Source organism: Streptomyces sp. NPDC005195, from assembly GCF_040608315.1.
Taxonomy (GTDB): domain Bacteria; phylum Actinomycetota; class Actinomycetes; order Streptomycetales; family Streptomycetaceae; genus Streptomyces; species Streptomyces kaempferi.
This window is the reverse complement of sequence record NZ_JBEXHZ010000025.1, coordinates 54658-72952: the sequence shown is the minus strand read 5'-3', so window position 1 is coordinate 72952 and position 18295 is coordinate 54658. Positions and strand designations below refer to the sequence as shown.

At 69.8% G+C, this 18295-nt stretch carries 14 protein-coding genes; 4 read left to right on the top strand and 10 right to left on the bottom strand.

Going from position 1 to position 18295, the window contains the following annotated elements; all coding sequences use genetic code 11:
• Window positions 1–285: 285 nt before the first annotated feature.
• Complete coding sequence (locus tag ABZV34_RS24095) at window positions 286–1554, top strand: XRE family transcriptional regulator (RefSeq protein WP_356280229.1); 1269 nt, start codon at window positions 286–288, stop codon at window positions 1552–1554.
• Between the two features lie 448 nt (window positions 1555–2002).
• A complete protein-coding gene (locus tag ABZV34_RS24090; RefSeq protein WP_356280226.1) occupies window positions 2003–3127 on the top strand; it encodes a sporulation protein in 1125 nt (374 codons plus the stop codon).
• Window positions 3128–3169: 42 nt separating this feature from the next.
• Here ABZV34_RS24090 and ABZV34_RS24085 read toward each other — a convergent pair whose 3' ends face one another.
• The 10 genes from ABZV34_RS24085 to ABZV34_RS24040 all read right to left on the bottom strand — a co-directional run bounded on the left by ABZV34_RS24085 (window position 3170) and on the right by ABZV34_RS24040 (window position 16412).
• Window positions 3170–4687, bottom strand: a complete 1518-nt coding sequence (locus ABZV34_RS24085) for a hypothetical protein (protein ID WP_356280223.1) — start codon at window positions 4685–4687, stop codon at window positions 3170–3172.
• Between the two features lie 209 nt (window positions 4688–4896).
• Entirely contained in the window at window positions 4897–5430 is a 534-nt protein-coding gene (locus ABZV34_RS24080; RefSeq protein WP_356280220.1) for a hypothetical protein, read from the bottom strand.
• A 44-nt stretch (window positions 5431–5474) separates the two neighbouring features.
• Window positions 5475–6476 carry a GNAT family N-acetyltransferase gene (locus tag ABZV34_RS24075; protein WP_356280217.1) on the bottom strand — a complete coding sequence of 334 codons (1002 nt, stop codon included), beginning with the start codon at window positions 6474–6476 and terminating at the stop codon, window positions 5475–5477.
• Window positions 6473–7381 carry a tryptophan synthase subunit alpha gene (gene trpA, locus ABZV34_RS24070; protein WP_356280214.1) on the bottom strand — a complete coding sequence of 303 codons (909 nt, stop codon included), beginning with the start codon at window positions 7379–7381 and terminating at the stop codon, window positions 6473–6475. Before trpA ends, ABZV34_RS24075 begins: the two co-directional genes overlap by 4 nt.
• A complete protein-coding gene (locus ABZV34_RS24065) occupies window positions 7378–8685 on the bottom strand; it encodes a hypothetical protein (protein WP_356280211.1) in 1308 nt (435 codons plus the stop codon). The genes trpA and ABZV34_RS24065 overlap by 4 nt, the downstream gene beginning before the upstream one ends.
• Window positions 8686–8726: 41 nt before the next feature.
• On the bottom strand, window positions 8727–9743 hold the full coding sequence (gene egtD / locus ABZV34_RS24060; protein ID WP_356280208.1) for an L-histidine N(alpha)-methyltransferase: 1017 nt from the start codon (window positions 9741–9743) through the stop codon (window positions 8727–8729).
• Window positions 9740–10999: an MFS transporter gene (locus tag ABZV34_RS24055; RefSeq protein ID WP_356280205.1), complete on the bottom strand. Its 1260-nt coding sequence runs from the start codon at window positions 10997–10999 to the stop codon at window positions 9740–9742. The genes egtD and ABZV34_RS24055 overlap by 4 nt, the downstream gene beginning before the upstream one ends.
• Complete coding sequence (locus ABZV34_RS24050) at window positions 10996–12243, bottom strand: MFS transporter (RefSeq protein WP_356280202.1); 1248 nt, start codon at window positions 12241–12243, stop codon at window positions 10996–10998. The genes ABZV34_RS24055 and ABZV34_RS24050 overlap by 4 nt, the downstream gene beginning before the upstream one ends.
• Before the next feature lie 226 nt (window positions 12244–12469).
• Entirely contained in the window at window positions 12470–13003 is a 534-nt protein-coding gene (locus ABZV34_RS24045; RefSeq protein ID WP_356280286.1) for a hypothetical protein, read from the bottom strand.
• Between the two features lie 1498 nt (window positions 13004–14501).
• The gene (locus ABZV34_RS24040; protein ID WP_356280199.1) at window positions 14502–16412 is read right to left on the bottom strand and encodes a helix-turn-helix domain-containing protein; all 1911 of its coding nucleotides are present in this window, start codon (window positions 16410–16412) and stop codon (window positions 14502–14504) included.
• Window positions 16413–17008: 596 nt separating this feature from the next.
• Between ABZV34_RS24040 and ABZV34_RS24035 the strand changes: the two genes are divergently transcribed.
• Window positions 17009–17620, top strand: a complete 612-nt coding sequence (locus tag ABZV34_RS24035; RefSeq protein WP_356280196.1) for an XRE family transcriptional regulator — start codon at window positions 17009–17011, stop codon at window positions 17618–17620.
• Window positions 17617–18213, top strand: coding sequence for a toxin-antitoxin system, toxin component (locus ABZV34_RS24030; RefSeq protein ID WP_356280193.1), 597 nt, complete (start codon window positions 17617–17619; stop codon window positions 18211–18213). The genes ABZV34_RS24035 and ABZV34_RS24030 overlap by 4 nt, the downstream gene beginning before the upstream one ends.
• Window positions 18214–18295: the final 82 nt, after the last annotated feature.

Here is an 18295-nt window from a genome sequence, read left to right as displayed (position 1 = left end):
CTGCGGGTGGTCGTGCGCCGCCTGCGCTGGACCGCCCTCCGCGTGGGACACCGCTCGGACCGGCTGCACGACTCCCGCCTCCCTTCTGTGTCCTCTTGCGTGTGGTGGCCGTGGTGGATGGTGCGGCCACACTCAGAGAATGGGCTCAAACGTTCGACCGCGTCGACGGTGAAGAGGGAGTCCCGCGGGAGTCCCGATCCTGCCAATCCGTCACAAGCCGTACACGCTCGGTGATTTGATGGATGCGTGGAAGAGACGCCCCGTCACCCGCTGGCTGTCGCACGGATGGCACGCAGCCTGACGCAGGATGCGCTCGCGGCGAAGGTCCGGGCCGCGGCCGGCCGCCGGGGGCTGCGCTCGGGCACCGACCGGGCACGGGTGCGTAAGTGGGAACGGGGCGTGGAACCCAGCGAGGAGTCGCAGCTCTACATCGCCGAAGCCCTGGACCTGCCGGCGGGAACCGTTCGCTGCGACGACTGGCCCGGCTGGATCCCGCTCACGACATCCGGCGTGGTTGCTCTGGGCCCCTTCAGCTCTGTGCCCGCCCTGAGAGAGGCCCTGAGAACAGCCATGGAACGTCGCACCTTCCTGACGATCTCCGCCAGCGCTCTGACCGTCCTGGCCGCGCAGTGGGCTGAGAGCGACGCCGGTCCGCTCACCCCCGCCCGCGACGGCAGGCCCATCGGCGACGAGTTCGTCGCCCTCCTGGAAGACACCTCCCGGCATCTGGCCGCGCTGCCTACCGAGCAGCGCCAGCACACCGCGGCGCTGCTGGACGCGCACCTGTCCACGGTGACCGATCTCCTCGAACACGGCCGCTACACGCCCGCCGTCGGCCTGCGCCTGCACACCCTGGCCGCTTCCCTCGCCCAGACGGTCGCCTGGCACCGCTTCGACCTGGGCCACCACACCACAGCCAGCCAGTACTGGGTCGCCGGCCTGCACAGCGCCCACGCCGCCGCGGACCCCGACATGGGCGCCGGCGTCCTGGGCGACCTCGCCTACCAGGCGGCCTGGCGCCACGACCACCCCACCGCGGCCGCCATCCTCACCCGCGCGCTGACCCGCGCCCGGCACCCGGCCGCCCGCTCCCTGCTGCAACTGCGCCTGGCCCGGACCCTCGCCGCGCAGGGCGAACAGCGCCCCGCCCTGCGGGCCATCGCCGCAGCCGAGCACCACCTCAGCGACGCCCGGACCGACCGGCCCGCCTGGTGCGCGTGGATGTCGGAGGCCGACCTCGCCGTGGACACCGGACAAGCCCTCCTCGACCTCGGCGACACCACCCGCGCCCACCAGCTCATCACCGAAGGCGAACACCTCCTGCCCGCCGCCCGCGACAAGACCCGCGGCGTCTTCCTCGCCTACCGCGCCTCCAGCTACCTCACCGCCAAGGAACCCGCGGCCGCCGCTGCCGCCGCCACCGAATCGCTCCTCCTGGCGCAGCGCATCGGCGCCCCCCGGTGCGTGACTCTCGTCCGAGACCTGCTCCCCCGCTTCCAGCCCTACCGGCAGGAGCAGGGGGTGCCGGAGCTCCTGGAGCTCGCCGCCGCGTGACGCGCAAACAAAGCCGAGCCTCGCCGGGTGAAGTCCACCGACCAGGCCAGGCTGATGCGACGCAGGCGCACGGAGGGGGCCCAAAAATCACAGTCCGTGTCTGGGGTGTTCCGCGGGCCCTGGCCGCCCTACGCTCGTGCCCATTCCAGGACGACGGGGCGTTTGGCCCCGACCCTTTGGGGGCTCTGTGACAGGCACGCCACGACGCTCGCAGGAACCGAACGAGGAGCTGGAACGCCTCATCAAAGCGTCCGGGGCCAGTCACAAGTCCCTCGCTCACCGGATCAACGAGATCGCCCGGGCAGCCGGTCATGAGACCGCGTACGGCCATACCAGTGTCTCCAATTGGGTGAAGCTTGGGATGATCCCCCGAGCCCCCGTGCTCCGGTTCGTGGCCGCTGCGCTGGGAGAACGTCTCGGGCGGCCCGTCGCAGTCGAGGAAATCGGCATGTTCGAGCGTCAACGCGGCAAAGGCGACCTGGGGTTGGATTTCCCCCGCGCTCCCTCCGACGCCATCAGCGTCGCCGCGACCTTCTGGAGAACCGTGGACCGCCGAAACTTCCTGAGCAACGGCTTCGCCGTCTCCGCTTTCACCACACCCGTCACCCGGTGGCTCACCCAGCCCACCGACGCGGCCACCGCCCACCAGGGCGGGCGTCGTGTCGGCCGCACCGATCTGACCGAGCTGTGGCACGCCGCTGACGAGGCCCGCCGGTGGGACTCCAAGTTCGGCGGGGGCAACTGGAAGACCAGTTCCGTCACCGAATGCCTCCGCCTGCGTGCCGCTCCCCTCCTTTCGGGCACCTACACCGAAGCCGTCGGCAAAGAGCTGTTCTCCGCGACCGCCGAACTCTCACGCGTCGCAGGCTGGGCTGCCTTCGACTCCGGCCGCCACGAAGAAGCGCAGCGCCGCTTCGTGCAGGCGCTACGCCTCGCCCGGGCAGCAGGAGACGTCCAGGCCGGTGCCTACGTGCTGACCACGATGTCCCTCCAGACCATGCTCCGCGGATATCCCCACGAGGCCGCCGACATGGCCGAGGCCGCCTTCGAGCGGGCCAAGCACGCAGCTGCGCCACGGGTCCTTGCCTTCGCCAAACTGGCCGAGGCGCGCGCCTACGGCCGCGCCGGCGACGCGAACGCAGCCGGGGCTGCGCTCTCCCGCTCCGAGGAACTCCTCGGCTCGATCCGGCCCGGCAGCCACGATCCGGAGTGGCTGTCCTACTTCACGCACGCCCGGCTCGCCACCGACGCGACCAAGATCTACCGCGACCTCGGGCAGCCGCAAGCAGCCAGGACCTGGAACAGCCAGGCCGACGCCATGCCGTCCGGCCGTTTCACCCGAGCCGTCGGCATCCGGCTGTCCGTCCTGGCCAGCACCCACCTCCAGGACGGCGACCTCGAACAGAGTCTGCAGGTCGGCTCCCGCGCACTGGAGGTACTGGTCAACGTGTCCTCGACCAGGGCCCACGGCTACCTCCGCAGCCTCGCCACCGAACTGGAGCCGTGGAAGAAGGACAGCACCGCCGTCGCCGAGTTCATCGACAGGACCCACAGGGAACTGGCAGCGGCCTGATCAGAATCCGCCGGGTCCCGGAGCCGGGCGCACGGGCACTGTCTATTCGCGTACATCTCGCCAACAGGGATCGTCGTCCGGCCCACCGACCACGGCGCCATCGAGCACGTCAGCGGACTCTCTCTCCCACCGGGCGCGCAACCTCTCACAGGCCTGCGCTGCTGCCACGTGATCGCGGAGATGCTCCTGCCATGCATCGTCAGTGGCAGACAGCACCCGCCCTCGGCCGGCAGTGCGGCGCTCTGCTCGGGCCGCATAGATTTCACGCGGTGTCGGAGTGTCGACCCACGAATCGGCCGGGAGCGATGCGAAGAAGGCCTCTTCAGGTTCCCGCAGAACGGGCCGGTAGACCGGTGCGCCAGCAGCAGCCTGCACGCGTCGCCGCTCGCGCAGTTCGGCCAGATCGGCACGGAGCCGGGGCCGCGCCAGTTGGACGTAGCGCTGCCAGGCAGGAATGCTGCGGGCACGGTCGCGGAGCATCGCCTCGTACCGGGCACCGTCATCCCCGCGGGGCGCGGTGGAGGGTCCTGCAGGTGCGGGCGGGAGCTCTCCGAGACGCTGGCGTCGACCGGCCTCGTGGTGGACGTAGGCGGCAGGGTCCTGCAGGCGGGCAGGGACTCCCCAGGTGGCCAGTTCGGCAGCCAGCTGCACAGCGGTCCACCCGGCCGCGATGAGCGGGCGCAGGGCGTACGCGATGCGGCGGGAGCAGGCGTTGTAGAGCCACCACACCTCACGTTGAACCTGCTCGGTGAGAGCGATGGCCTGCCGGCATTCCCCCGGCGTGATCGGCGAACGAGACGTGCAGCGGGCATCGGTCTGCTTGCGGGCGCGTCGCATGTTCTTCATTTCCCCCGTGTCTACCTGCAGAGGAGATGGGGCTGAGGTGACCACAACAGAAGGGGTGCAGCGCTTCCGTGGTGTTGTGCGTGCCCGTCGTGCCTGTCGTGCCCGCGACCGGGCGGCTGCGACGGCCCGGTCGCGGCCCTTGTCCGTGTAGCCGATGAGCCGGGCCCGGTAGCCGGCGCCACGGATGCGGTGGCCGTGGGCGTGGTCCCAGGCGGGTGGGGCGACAGGGGCGTAGATGGTGGCGGTACCCCGGTAGCCGTCGCCGGGACCAAAGACGCCGCCGCGGCGGGTGCGTAGGACGTTGCGTTTCGAGCCGTGCTCGACCCAGGCGATAAGGCCCAGTTCGCGCAGGTAGCGCGCATGGTTGAGGACCGTGCGGCGGCTGAGGCCGAGCTCGCGGACTGTGGCTTCGAGGTTGAAGGCGACGTGGCCATGGCGGCTGCGGTGCATGCGCGCGGCGAACGCGGTCGCCAGGCGCATGGTCGTCGCTCCGGCGTTGGGGTGGTCCTGCACCATGTACCGGGCTGCGGCGAGGAAGGCGTCGGCGCGGCGGAGCTGGCGTGAAGTGGTGGTCCCAATCTCCTGAGAGTCCCGTTCCGTGATCAGCTCGAACCGCCTGACCCTGCGTGATGAAGTCACCGCGGTTGTCTGGGAGTTCGTGCTGGAGTCGTGATTCTGAGAAGCGTGGCGGCCGGTGGTGTGGTCGGGCATCATGGAGTCCGTCTCGGGGTTCGCCTCGGGGCTGTGCGAGGCCGGAAGGTCAGGTCCGGAAGGTCTTGTGGTTCGCGTAGAACCGTTGCTGGTGGAGGGGTGCGACCCTCGTGCTGGCGTTTGGGCGGCAGTCGGACTGGTGGCGACCAGGCCGTACGGCTGTGGGGCGGCTCGGCCTGGTGGCCGTGGACCGCCCCTTTTCCGTTGCCGGGCTATCCCGTGACGAGATGGACGATGAGTGCCGCCGCCCAGGCGGCGGGGATGAGCGCGACGTACGCCTGCGGCCGTAGCAGCACGGGCTTCCCCGGCGCGAGGGACGTCCGCCCGGGCGCCGGCACGGACGTCGGCAGAGCCCTGAACTGCCGGTGGGCGGACCGGTTGTGGAGCAGGGCCGCGGGGGTGTGGAAGAACAGGCTGAGGATGCCCCAACAGCCCTGCCACAGCGTCCTGGTCGTCATGGTGCGCACCAGGGAGATGCCGCACTGCCGACACAGCAGCGTCGTGATGGTGCGGGTCTGTCCCCACAGGACCAGCCCGGTGTGGGACCTTATCTCTGCGCGGGTCGCCGGGTGCGCCTGGCAGACATGGCAACCGGGCTCCGGCGGCGCTGGGACGGCGCCCAGAGAGTGCCAGGGGATCGGCGTGTTCGCGTCCGCGATGCCGCTCCAGGACTGGGTGGTGTACCAGGCCGGTGCCGTGTACTGGGGGACGAAGTCGTCGTCGCTGCCGGCGCTCGGGGTGGTCATGCGGGTGTTCCTCCTCCTGGAACAGGTCCTGCTGCCGAGGTGCTTCAGGCCGCCGCGGAGCGGGCCGGGGTCCGTGCCTCCGGGTGCGCTGCCCCGTACTGGCCTCGGCCCACGTACTGCCGGCTGGTGGTGGGGTCGAGGTGCAGGGTGTGGAATCCGTCTGCGGCCAGGTCGTCGACGAGGTGGCGCAGCAGGGCGTGGCCGGGGGCCAGATGTCGGCGGGCCGGGTCGGTGGCGAGGGGCAGGGTGTAGCAGTGGGGGCCGCGGGTCAGGCACAGCTGTGCTGCGATCACGGTGCTGTCCACGTGCAGAGTGGCGATGCAGGCCACGGCCGCACCAACCTCTTCCAGGACGGCTCGCCAGTCCCCCGCTCCCGCGTCATGTTGCAGCGGGTCGTGGCGACGCCGTAGATCAGCCCACGCCGTGGTCGCTGCCGCGAGGTCCTGGGAGTGCCGAGTCCTGGTGTAGGTGATCGTGTGGCTGGCGGCGAGGCGGGTCCAGGTCCGCCGCCGCCGTGCGTGCTCCCGCTGCACGGAGGGCGTCAGGGAGTCGTAGCGGACCGGCACCAGGATTGCAGTGCGCGCCGGTGCAGTGCGGGTCCAGGAGATGTCCGCGCCGACGAGATGCAGCGCGCGGCCGAGGGGACTGTCGGCGTCGACCGCCTTCAGGGCGACGTCGGTGTCCTCTTGTTCAGCGGCCAGCAGTAGGTGGAAGGCGAAAGCTCGGGCGACCGCCTGGTCGTTGGCGTGCGGGCCGATGGGGCGCAGGCACGGTGCGTGCGGCCCGGACAGCGCTGAGATCCGCAGACGCGTCCTGTCTTCATGTCTGGCCAGCGGCAGAGCAGCGACGATCCGCCCGGTCGGACTCACTGCCGCCAGCACCAACGGGGTCGCCGTGCGGGGGAGTTGTCGGGCCCAGGCTGTGAGCCAGTTCGCGGACTGGAAGGGAGTTTGCCAGCGGTCGTCGGCATAGAGGTCCCGCCACTTCCCCGTGAGGAGGTCCATGGCTTCCGGTCCCCGGAACTCTCGTACGGACAGGAGCGTCATGCGGTGGCCTCTCGGGTGGTCTGGTCGGTTCGGGGGCGGAGGGCGGCGGCGAAGTCGCGGCCGGCGGCGGCCGCGGCGGCGGTCTGTGCGCGCGGGTTGGCCTCCATGCGGCGGATGACGGCGGAGCCGACGACCACGACGTCGGCCCAGATGGCTGCGGTGCGGGCCTGCGCGGGGGTGGAGATCCCGATCCCGGTGGCCACCGGCAGGCTGGTGAGATTGCGTATGCGGGTGATCAAGCCGGGCAGGCGGGGGCTGACGGGCTGAGGGTTGCCGGTCGCTCCGTCGGTGGCGGCCGCGTAGAGCATGCCGGTGGCCGCGGCGACGGTGCGGGCCAGGCGGTCCGGCTGGGTGCGGTGAGAGACGAGAGGGATGGCGCCGAGGCCGGTTGCCCAGGCAGCGGCCAGCCACGGTGTCGCTTCCTCGATGGGCAGGTCGGGGATCAGGACGGCGTCGATGCCGGCGGCGGATGCGGCCGCCGCGAACCGCAGCGGCCCGTAGGCGTGCACGGGTTGCCAGTACGACATCGCCACCAGCGCAGCCGGTGAGCTCGACGACAGCTCGCGTGCCGCGGCGAAGAGGTCCTCGATGCGGAAGCCTGCGTCCAGAGCGGTCCGGGAGGCCTGCTGGATGACCGAGCCGTCCAGCAGACCGTCGGCGTGGTGGTGCGGGACGCCCAGCTCGATCACGTCCGCGGACTGCGCCAGCAGGTGCAGGGCGTCCAGGCCGATCAGCCGGTTCGGATAGCCGACCGGCAGATACATGCCCAGCGCGCACCGGTCCTGGGCCTGGGCCGCGGTGATGGCCTGCTGCAGACGGGAGCCCGCGCTGGCCTGATTCAGCCCGAGCGGCGGCCAGGGCTGGGCAGCGAAGGGGCGTGAGTCCGCTGCAATGTGCGTGCTCATCGCGCGCCGCCCTGGTAGAGGCCGGAGATCTCCATGGCGCGGATGACGGCATGGTCGTGGTCGATCTCCCTCGGATCTTCCGCCGCGAGCGTGAGCCGACCCGGTGAAGTCAGCAGGTCGACGGTCCGCTGGACGCGGCCGCCGGGCTCGAGCGCGCCGACGTGTCCGCGGACCGTCGGCAGGCTCAGCAGCCGCTCCACGAACTCCCCGTCGAGGACACCGTCGTACGGAGCGATCAGTGAGATCTTCGCGACGGTGGCCCGGGGCCGGTCGGCGGCCAGCCGGCGGGGCTTGCCGGTGACGACGGCGTGGACGGCGTCGCGGATGTGGTCGCTGCCGGTCGCCTCGCGCATGGAGTGCGGATCGTAGAAGCCCTCGGGCCGGGCGCCGGTCTCGATCATTACCGGGCCCCGGCCGGGTACGTACATCACCTCGGTGTGGGCAGGCCCGTTCGTGATGCCGAGGGCGTCGAGGACGCGCACGGTGTAGTCCGTCAGCACACGCGGGACGAGCCGGTTGCGGTGGAGGAGGTCGAGACGGTCGTAGAGGTGGGTGCCGGGGGTGCGGCGGTCGGCCCAGCACTCGGTGACCGTGTGCCGGGCAGCGCCCCGCAGGTTCGTGGCCGAGACGCTGTTGACGACGTATTGCGAGCCGCGGAGCCGCTCCTGAATGACCAGGCAGTTGTTGGTCCCGCCCATCGCGTTCGGGATCAGGTGGAGCCGCTTCCAGGCGGCCCGGATGTCGTCGTGACTCGCGCAGAAGCAAACGCCGTCGGATCCCGCGCTGTCGGCCGGCTTCACCACGAAGTCCCCGACGCCCGGGAGGGATTGGGCCCAGGACAGCGCGTCCTGTAGCCGGTCGGTGCTCAGGCTGCGGGGTGCGTCCAGGCCGGCCCGTGTGAGCGCGGCCGCCATGGCGCCCTTGTCCCGGCGCAGGTGGGAGGTGTTCGGGTCGTTGCCGGGCAGGTCCAAGCGGGCGGCGAGCTGCTCCGTGAGCGGGACCCCGATCTCTGTGCCGGCGACCACTGCGGTGACACGCAGCCTGCGCAGGGTCTGCGCGGTCTCGTCGAGGTCCCCGTGATGCGTGACGACGCCCTGGTAGCCGACAGGTGCGATGCCGCCTCGGTAGAGGGGAGGCAGTGCAGCGGTTGCGGAGCTGACCGCGACGCACTCCCAGCCCCGGTGCACGAATTCGGCCCTGTAGTACTGGCCGGAGCTGAACGGGGCGACCACGGCGACGCGGCCGCCGGACAGTACGGCCGGGTCGGGCGGCGGTGAGGTGACGGTGAGCGAGGACGTGTCCATCTGCTGCTCCAGACTGGGGATGGGTTGGGGGCTGGGTGGTGTCAGCGGACGCAGGCGGTGATGCGATCGGCCGCCGGGCGTAGTGCCGGCGCAGGTCGTGACGGGGCGGCGAGGGCGAGTCCGTAGAGCTCGCCGGGCGAGGTGAACCACTGCGTCAGGTCGAATCCGGCGGCAGCGAGTTCGCGTCGCACTCCGTCCTTGCGGAACTTCGCGGAGATCTCGGTGCGCAGGTCCTCGCCGGCCGCGAAGTCGACGGCGAGGTCGAGGGCGGGGATCTTCACGGTCTGCTCGGTCCGCGAAACCAGCCGCATCTCGATCCACTCGTGCTCGGCGTCCCAGACGGCGACATGGGTGAACGCGGCCGGGTCGAAGTCGGCGCCGAGCTCGCGGTTGACGACCGTCAGGACGTTCTTGTTGAACTCGGCTGTGACTCCGGCCGCGTCGTCGTAGGCGGCGACGAGCACCGACTCGTCCTTGACCAGGTCCGTGCCGAGCAGCAGCGCGTCGCCCGGGGAGAGCTGGGCCCGTACGGAGGTCAGGAACGCGGCGCGTTCGGCGGGCAGCAGATTGCCGATGGTGCCGCCGAGGAATGCCACCAGCCGCGGTTCCGGCGCGCGGGGCAGGAGAAGCTGTGTGGTGAAGTCCGCGATCAGTGCGTGGATGTTCAGGTGCGGGCGTTCGGCGATCAGCGCGTGTCCGGCCTGGGTGAGGGCGCTCTCGCTGACGTCGACCGGCACGTAGGTGTGCAGGCCGGGCAGCGCGTCGAGGAGGAGACGGGTCTTCTCGGAGGAGCCGGAGCCGAGTTCGACGAGGGTGCGCGCGCCGGTCGCGCGGGCGATGTCGGGGGCCCTGGTGGCCAGGATCTCGCGCTCCGCCCGGGTGGGGTAGTACTCGGGCAGTTCGGTGATCTTGTCGAAGAGCTCGCTGCCGTGCGCGTCGTAGAACCACTTCGGCGGCAGCGTCTTGGGCGAGCAGGTCAGGCCGTGCAGGACGTCGGCGCGCAGCGCGGCCTCGGTGGCGTCCTCGGGCAGGGTGCGGGTCAGGCGGAAGGGGCTCACGTGGTCGCCTCCAGGGAAGCAGGGGGTGCGCTGGGAGGTGTGGTCCGGGTGCCACCGTGGTCGGCGAGGTTTCGGCGAGCGGTGAGCAGGATCAGGGCGCCGGCTGCCGTGGCGGTGGGGAGGAACAGGGGGTGCAGGAGTCCGGTGGCCGCGGTACCCAGGGCGCAGCCGAGATCGAGGGCGGCCACGAGCAGGGCGTGCGCCTCGGTGACGGTGCCGCGCGGGGCGAGGGCCCCCGTCACAGCGAATGCGGCCGCAAGGAGAGGTGCCATGAACAGACCGGTGCCGGCCGTTGCGGCGAACACCGCGGTGGGGCCGCCTGACACGCTCACAGCGAGCCATCCCGCGCTGAACAGGGCAGCGAGTGTGATCAGTTGTTGGGGTGTGGTGCCGGGCCAGGGCCGTGCGCCGTAGGCGAGGCCTCCGAGGACTGCACCGGTGGACAGCACGGCGGGGAGGCCTCCGACCAGCCAGGGGGCGTCGTAGCGGGTGCCTGCGTTGATCGCGAGGGGGGTGATGGCGCCGATCGGAACGCCGATGCAGGTCATGGCGGCGTACAGGGTGCGCAGGTGCGGGGACCTGAGCGGCCCCAGCCAGTCCCCTGGGCGGTCGTCGACGGGGGTCCAGGAACGGGAGGTGCGTGTCGTGACGACCAGCGCGATGCCCGCTATGCCGAGGACGGCTGTCACCAGGAGCGCCGCCGACGGTGAGGCCACCAGGACAATGACCGCGACCACGATGGGGCCGGCGATGTAGATCAGTTCCTGGCTCGCGGCGTCCAGGGCTAGGGCCGTGCGCTGGTGAGCACGGGACGGCATCACGGAGCCCGGGCCTGTCCCCCACAGTGACCGGAGACCGGCCTCCAGCGGAGGCTTCAGTCCTCCGGCGACCGTCACCGCGGTGGCCACCTGCCAGAGCCGACTCGACCCGGCCGCGACAGCGACCAGGGCACCACAGCTGATGAGGCCGCTCACGGCGAACACCGCGGTCTGCCCGTGCCGGTCGGCCTGGCAGCCAATTAGGGGGCCGCCGACGGCGCTGGCCAGCAGGTAGAGCGCCGCCAGCACCGCCCCGCTCGCGGGACCGTATGCGTGCGTGCCGGCGAGGACGATGGCGAGTGGTGCCATCCCGTTCGGCAGCCGGCCCATGAGCGTGCCGGCCAGCAGCTGCTTTGCCTCCGGCTCGCGCAGAACGTCCCGGTACCGCAACCGGGCCGATCCAACCAGGGGCACCGTTGTCGGCTGTGCGGTGGTCATGACAGGTCAGCCGTCTGTGCGCGGGAGTGGCGCAGCAGTCGGTGCAGCGGTAGGCACGCCGCGGCGCCGAGGAATCCACTGGCCAGCGTGGTGAGCGCGGTGAGTTCGGTACCGCCGTGGGTGAGGGACCAGCCTGCGAGGGCGGGGGCGCACATGACGGCGGCGGCCAGGGTGGTGCCCCAGATTCCTGCGTAGGTGGCGCGGGCGCGCGGGGGTGAGATGCGGTTGAGGATGTCGCCGGCCGCGACGAACGCGATGATCTCGCCGGGAACGGCGAGGAAAACGGCGGCGCTGTAGCCGAGGGTGGTGGAGGCAAGGCCCGCGGAGCCGAGTCCGGCGCCGAGAACCATCCCGCTGAGTGCGAGGGGCCCGACCATCGCATGGGGGCGGGCTGCACGGCGGGCAAGGAGGGGGTTCAGGAGCGGGGAGAGTGCGAGGACTGCGACGGCGCTGGTGACCTGGGTCCAGCCGTAGGCGGCGGCGTCGAGTCCGTCGGAGGCCATCATCAGCGGCAGCGCGGAGAACAGCGCGCCGACCGGGATCAGGGTCAGAAGGCTGGCGAGCCAGAGCACCCACAAGCGCGGGTCGGTGCGCGCTTCGCGGAAGCGGCCGGCCTCGGTGTCGGCCGTGCGTGGGGTGCGGGGAAGGACAGAGAGAATGAGGACGGCGATCACGGCGCACACGGCGCCGTTGGCCCAGAACAGGAATGGGATGCCGGTGCGGCCGGCGAGTGCGCCGCCGACGGCTCCCGTGGTGGCGGCGCCAGCGTTGGTGGCGAAGTGCCGCCAGCCGTTGGCCTTGGCCCGGCCCGCCTCGCCGGGGATGAGGTCCGCGACCACCGCGGCGACGACCGGTCGTGGCGCGTCGTAGACCGCGCCGGACACCGCTGCGGCCGCGGTCAGCGCGACGGGCGTCTGCAGGTGAGCCAGCACCGGGAAGGCTGCTGCGGCCAGCAGCATGGCGCTGACGAGGGTGGCACGACGGCCGAGGCGATCGGCCAGCCAGCCGCACAGCGCCTGTCCCACCAGCCATCCGGCGCCGAACGCGGCCAGCACCATGCTTGCCGCGGACGACGTCAGGCCAAGGCCGTCCAAGCGATAGGACAGGAACGGGTAGACGAATCCGCCACCGCGAGCGGCGAATGTGGTCAGGAGCAGGGCCCAGACGACGGGTGGCCAGCGGGCCGGCACTGGCCTGGTGACGGGAGGAGTCGGGGCGGCGACGGCAATCGGTGCGGTGGACACGGGCAGCTCCAGGCGGCCGCCGGCGACACGGGTGTGGGCCGCTGGCGGTGGAAGGGGGGTGGGAAGGGGTGCCGTCGGGGGATGACGGCACCCCTCGGGAAGCTGAGTACGCCCGCAGAGGTGGAGGGGACATGCGGGCACGCGCTGGCAGGACAGCGGTCTCGGCCTCGGCCCGGCCCGGCAGGGGGACTGCTGGCCGGGAGTCGAATCGAGCGGGGCGCCTGTGCTACACGGTCGGGGACGCGGCGAAGTTGGTGGTGCGGTATGCCTTGCCGTCGTGGTTCCAGTCGAGCTGGATGTAGCCGTCGGCGAGGTACCGGTAGCCGGAGGCGGCCTTGTACTTGATCGTCCCGGTCGTGTAGCTGCCGTTGCCGGCGAAGTTGCCGTGCTCGAGCTTGTACTCGATGCCGGTGAAGTTCGCCGACTTCACGACGGGGTCGGTGCCGGAGACGGACTTCTTGGTCTCGAGGTGGAAGCGCGCCGCGTCGAGGGTGGAGGGCTCGTTGACGTACATGATGGGGCCCTCGAAGCTGACCTTGGCGTAGGTGTAGATGTAGCCCCCCGAACGCTTGGCGCACAGCGAGACGGAGAAGTTGTAGTTGTCCGCCCACGGGCCGTTGTAGGACGGGTTGTCGACGGATGCGCTGCTGGTCTTGCAGTGGTAGCTCGCCGCGGAGGCTGTCGGTGCGGTAGCGATCGCGCCGCCGAGAATCACGGCGGCGGCGGCCGCCACGGCCGCCAGGCGGCGTGGTGCTTTGATTTTGGGCACAGGTGTCTCCCTGACGTGTGCGGGGAGCTCTGTGCCAGGAGACGCTGGCCGGCAGGGACGTGCTGTCTGCGGGGCAAGCAGGTCTATTCTGGCCGCGGCGGCGTGCTCGCAACACGCTGCCGGAGCTCCACTAGCGGTTTCGTTTCGGTCCTTGCTCTGGTGGGGCGCTGTGGGTTGCCGCCCCTCTTTCCAGAGGGGCGGCGACTCGACTCCGCATGTGCTGCCCTGCCGTGCGGCCGGTACGAGGGGCTCGACCCAGGTGCATCCTGCCGCGCATGGCAGCTGCCATGCGCGGCGTCGGAATACGGGGGTCCGGCTGGGCTTGCACAGGCAACGCTATGCATATGCGCGGGACAGCACCATTAGGCGGATGCACCATTCGCAGGGTGTGGCCTTTAGGTTGTGCACCATCGGGCCTGTTTGCGGTGGCGAGGTGCACTTTCCGTACCGGTGGCCTTTACGGAGTTGCACACCCGCACGGTCGGAAGGCTGGTTTCCAAGCCTCAGAAGCGGCAGTCGATTGTCACTAAATGGCTTTCCGGGAATTTCAGTTGGAACGCCCTCAATTCAGACACCAGAAGACAGTCGCCCGCGGAGACGGCCGGTTCAGGTGCCATGTTCGGATCTCCGGATGCCCTGGTAGGGGCCTCGCGATCGCATCTGTGTGAGTGGCTCTGTCCACGAGTTCGGGCAGCGCTTTGACAGCTGTCGGGGAGGTACCTGGAGCATCTGGCGGGCTCGGATTGTTCACGAGTTCCGACGGCACCGAGGAGCCCGGCATGCCTCTGGAGACGCCACGAGAGAGATCCTTGAGGTATGGGCCGTCGCCGGTTCTGTGCCTCCTGCGGCGCCCAGGCTGCCGCTGAGCGCGTCGGCTCGGCGCCGGTACTGCGATGATGCCTGCCGTGCCCAGGCGTACCGGGACAGGCAGGTCGCAGAGCGGATCTGGGGGCTCGGGCTGATGCTTGGCGAGGCGGAGTGGAACGGCGACACCGGCATGATCTGGCTGCTGACCTGCCCGGTCTGCGGGCAGCTCACATTCGCCGGCGGAGACAGACGATGCGACGCCGTGTATTGCTCCGGGCGGTGCCGATCAAGAGCGTGGCGGCGCCGTGCGGCCCGCGCAGCGAGGCGCACAGCGTGACGTCCACCCGTCACGGAATCGGCCGCTACTGAGGCGTACGACGGCTCTACGTCACGATCAATTTGGATGCCTGCCGGGTGCTGCCCAATCTCGTGAACATCGTCTCCGGCGCAAAACGGGTGCCTCCCGTCGAGCTGAACATCTGCTGTTCAGAGTCGTGGATAAAGCCAATGGGGGGCCGTCTCACGCATTCTTTCCGTCCAAGCCGAGTTGGCCCATATTCGAGTGGAGCAACTGGCGCTACGTTAGGAACTCGTTGGAATGTCGACTAATGAATCTGGGAACTCGGAACGCGCGGTTTTTGGGCAGCTTGATGCGCCGGGTGCTGCAGGAATCGGTGTCGGGTCAGGCGACCGCGTGCAGGCCCTGGCTGGCGCCTACGGCGTTGAGTTTGCCCGTAGTGAGGTTCAGGGCGACGTACAGGTCGCGCAATCCGTCCAGCGACGAGAGGTCGCGGCCCAGGTGGGCTTCCAGGGCTCTGAGGTGGGAACGGACGGTGACGTCCGACAGGCCCAGTTCGCGTGCGGTCGGTTCGAGGTGCGCGTCCGCGGTGAGCCAGGCCGATGCCGTGGCAAGTAGGTCCCTTCGGTCCGAGCGGGCGGTGCTCAGCAGCGAGTCGGCCCAGGCGCGGATCTGGGGGGTGTCGAGCAGTGTGTGTAGTTGGGGTGTTCCGGTGTCGCGTGGTTCGGAGGGAACATCCGACGGTTGTCGGTGGGTGACGACTTCGAGCGCAAGGGCGACAGTGATGCGGTCGGTGAGGGAGGTGAAGTCCCTGCCCAGTAGCTCTGCGGCCCGCGTCATACGCCTCATCACCGTGTTGCGGTGCAAGTCGAGGCGGCGTGCGGCGACGGTGTACGGATAGGCGAGAGCGATCGGCAGCGTGTCCCGCAGCAGGTCCCAGGCGTCCGTCTGCATCAGGGGTCTGAGGATTTCCCGGGCCCACCGCTGTGACTCGTGAGGTGACAGCAGGGTGACCAGGTCCGTTTCCTGCACGGAAAGGGCTACTGAGCCTGGGTCGTGGACGGCGAACCGGGCGGCGATCGTGGCTTCGTTGAGGGCGTCGGTGAGCAGGGACAGAGAGTAAGTTCCACTGCCGCCCAGTGAGGCGCCGGGCCTGAGAGCGCAGACCAGCCGGGTGAGTTCGCCGACAACGCTGTCGGCGGGCTCGTCAAGCCAGACAGGGTGGATGATGAGGACCCGGTCGCGTCGTTGTGGGTCGGCGACGACGAGGGCCCGGCCGGCGGCGACCGTTTCGCAGCGGCGCAGGGTGGCGTCTCGTCGGGTGGCTGAAGTCTCGACTATGAGGACACGGGCCATGTCGGTGTCGAGCAGGCCTGGTTGGAGGTTCTGCATGATCCTGCGGGCCTTGCTGACTTCGCCGTCCAGGAGGAGTTCGACTGCTGCGAGCCTTGCGGCATGCGATGCGGTGGCCACCGCACGATATTCGCGGCATGCCTGCTCGACGAGGCCGAGCAACTTGGCAGCGTGCTGAAGCAGGCGTAGTTCGCTGTCGTCGAAAGGGGATCTTCGGGCGACCGCGAGGACGGCTTGCGTGCCGGTGGCTGGTGCGAGCGGGATGAGCTGGGTGTGCGGGCCGGTGTCGGGAATGCTGCCGTCCACGGACTGCCGGATGATCGCGTGGGCGAGATGCTCGGCGGCGGTGGCCGGTGAGGCAGCAAGGACACGTTCCGTCTCGCTGACGAGGACCTGGACGCTCAGGGCGCGGGCCAGCCAGTCCGCGATGCGCTGCATCGCTTTCGGGTCGGCGAGCTGGCTGGGTAGCTGCTGGACGAGGGTATGTAGCTGTTCGGCACGGTGTTCAGCCACGTTGAGGCGGTCGTGCTGGATTCTGGCATCCGCATGAGTCCACCGGTCGCTCTGCGCCGTGGTCACCATCAGCGGGATGCTGAGACTGTCGGAGAGATCCCGGATGGACTGCGGGAACGGCTGATGGCCTGGCTGCCCGGGTGCGGTGCTGACGACCAGTCCAACGCATTCGTCGAGAGCCATCTGCTGCAGCAGCGCTTCCAGAGCGGCTGCGATGCGGCCCCGGACACGGAAGGGCATCTCTCCGATGACCAGCACGAGGGAGCCCGCGGGAAGAGTACGCGTCCTGCCGGCCTCCATCAGCTCCGTCGAGGAAAGGACGGCCAGCCCGGCGATCTTCGCGGTGTGGTGGGGGGCAGGGTTTCGCGGCCAAGCAAACGTGAGTTTGAGTTCGGGCTCGGCCACCAGTAACGAGCCAAGGGTGGACATGCGCTCTCCTTGAGGGCCCGGCCCCGTGGGAAAGGGGCCGTTCCAGGGGCAGAGGGGCGGTCGGCTTCCGGGTGCTGGAGATCAGTGCCTCGTCCCCACTTGGATGAGAGGAGCAGGGTGCGGCACCTGGGCCAACTGGCGTCAGGGGCGAAGGCTGAGCCCTACGCCAACCCGATACCTTCGCGCGTCGGGTGAAGAACCGTTCGCAGCCGGTCCGATATCCGTGGTCCGACGCGTGGTCTCATCCGTGCCCTGGTGCAACTGGCGGCAGTGAGTCTCGCCGTACGGCCTGTTCATGGGGGTTCTCCGAACGTAGGCGGCAACGAACAGAGGAACAGCGGAGCGTGATGAGAGCGTCCCCCGTCACGCCTCAGGAGCGGTTTCCGTCCCGTCGTGTGACGGGAGTGGCGATGTGCTGACGCAACCGGAAGGCTGCCTCTCACGTCGAGTGACGATCCTGCTACTCCTGATCGCTCCATGTCAATTCCGATTGAGGTGTTTCGCAAAAGCTCTTGATTCGATCTGTTGGGTTCCGAGCGGAGCCGCTATCGTCCCTGTCGTCACTGCAACCCCACCGAACCGAGGGAGAGTTGAAGGTGCGTGACTCGCAAGCGACCCTCACCGAGACGCTGCGCCGACTCGAGGCTCTCCTCCAAAAGACCGGCAGGGGTCGCGACGACGTGGTGAACGTCGAGTCGCTTTCCTGCGAGAGCGGGGTCCCTCCCGAGGTCGTCACAGCCCTGCTCAGAGGCGAGGCGGTGCCCGAGGAAGACTTCGGGGCCCGGATCCGCAGCCGCATCACGCACCTGCGTGAGACACGCCGTCGGCCCGACGGAAACCGCTACTCCTACAACGAGATCGGTGAGCACTTCGGCTCGTCCGGTGCCGCCATCTCGGCGATCGTCAACAGTGGAGGGCGCAGCGGCCCTCTCGCCGCGACCCAAGCGGGTATCGAGAGCTTCTTCTTCGGTACGCCCAACGGTTTCCTTTCGGCGGAGTCGGTGCCGGCGCTGGATGCTGCTCTTCAGCCCGTGCTCAGGGAGCTCGAACGCGGCGACGAAGACGGCCGCGACGCGCTGTTCGGTTTCGATGACGTCCGTGGAGGCGCGCTCCGGCGAGCCCAGGGTCTTCCGGAGCACAGCTGGAAGGTCCTCAACGCCACGCTGAAAGCACTGCTGGAGCAGGACGAACTGGAGGACGACCGGTGAGCGGGGCGGCCAGGGCGATGCGGAAGCGAAGTTCTCAACTGCTTGCCGCGCTTGATGCCCCAGGCAGCGACAAGGACTTACTGCGGGCCGTACGTGCGGCTATCGAGCACGTACGAGGCAGGCCGGTCCGGCTGCGCGCCGTCGCCTTCCCTCCCGACGTCGCAAGCGGCCTGTGGATCGACCGCACGACTCACGACGTGATCGCCTATGAGGAGCAGACCGACCTCGACCATCAACTGGTCATCATCGGGCACGAGGTCTGGCACATGCTCGAAGGCCACTGCGGGTCCCTCACTGGGCACGGAGCTGCTACACGCTCTCAGCAGGACAGAGCAGGGTTGCAGGCGGTCGTGGCGGCGATCTCCGAGGCCGACGCAGCAGAGCTTCCCCTCATGGAGCAGATGGATGCGGGGCTGCACATCGCCCTCCGTGCCGACGATCCCTCCGTGATCCACCAGGAGGAGGAGGCGGAATTCTTCGGGTACAAGTTCGCCACCGCAGTGCGGGACGAGGTGGCCGCGGCACGGTCGCTGGCCGACCCTGAACACCTTGCCGGCCGGATCCAGCTCTCCATGGGCATGCGCCGTTTCTGACCCAACCGCACGCCGCCTGACCCTTCCCGGCCTGAGGAGAGCCACTCCGTCGTGAGCCACCAACACGGACCAAACAATGAAG

Bases quoted from the DNA above. Each gene is read 5' to 3' on its own strand.
- ABZV34_RS24095 (WP_356280229.1), top strand. From the start codon at position 286: ATGGCACGCAGCCTGACGCAGGATGCGCTCGCGGCGAAGGTCCGGGCC.
- ABZV34_RS24090 (WP_356280226.1), top strand. From the start codon at position 2,003: ATGTTCGAGCGTCAACGCGGCAAAGGCGACCTGGGGTTGGATTTCCCC.
- ABZV34_RS24085 (WP_356280223.1), bottom strand. From the start codon at position 4,687: ATGATGCCCGACCACACCACCGGCCGCCACGCTTCTCAGAATCACGAC.
- ABZV34_RS24080 (WP_356280220.1), bottom strand. From the start codon at position 5,430: ATGACCACCCCGAGCGCCGGCAGCGACGACGACTTCGTCCCCCAGTAC.
- ABZV34_RS24075 (WP_356280217.1), bottom strand. From the start codon at position 6,476: ATGACGCTCCTGTCCGTACGAGAGTTCCGGGGACCGGAAGCCATGGAC.
- trpA (WP_356280214.1), bottom strand. From the start codon at position 7,381: ATGAGCACGCACATTGCAGCGGACTCACGCCCCTTCGCTGCCCAGCCC.
- ABZV34_RS24065 (WP_356280211.1), bottom strand. From the start codon at position 8,685: ATGGACACGTCCTCGCTCACCGTCACCTCACCGCCGCCCGACCCGGCC.
- ABZV34_RS24055 (WP_356280205.1), bottom strand. From the start codon at position 10,999: ATGACCACCGCACAGCCGACAACGGTGCCCCTGGTTGGATCGGCCCGG.
- ABZV34_RS24040 (WP_356280199.1), bottom strand. From the start codon at position 16,412: ATGTCCACCCTTGGCTCGTTACTGGTGGCCGAGCCCGAACTCAAACTC.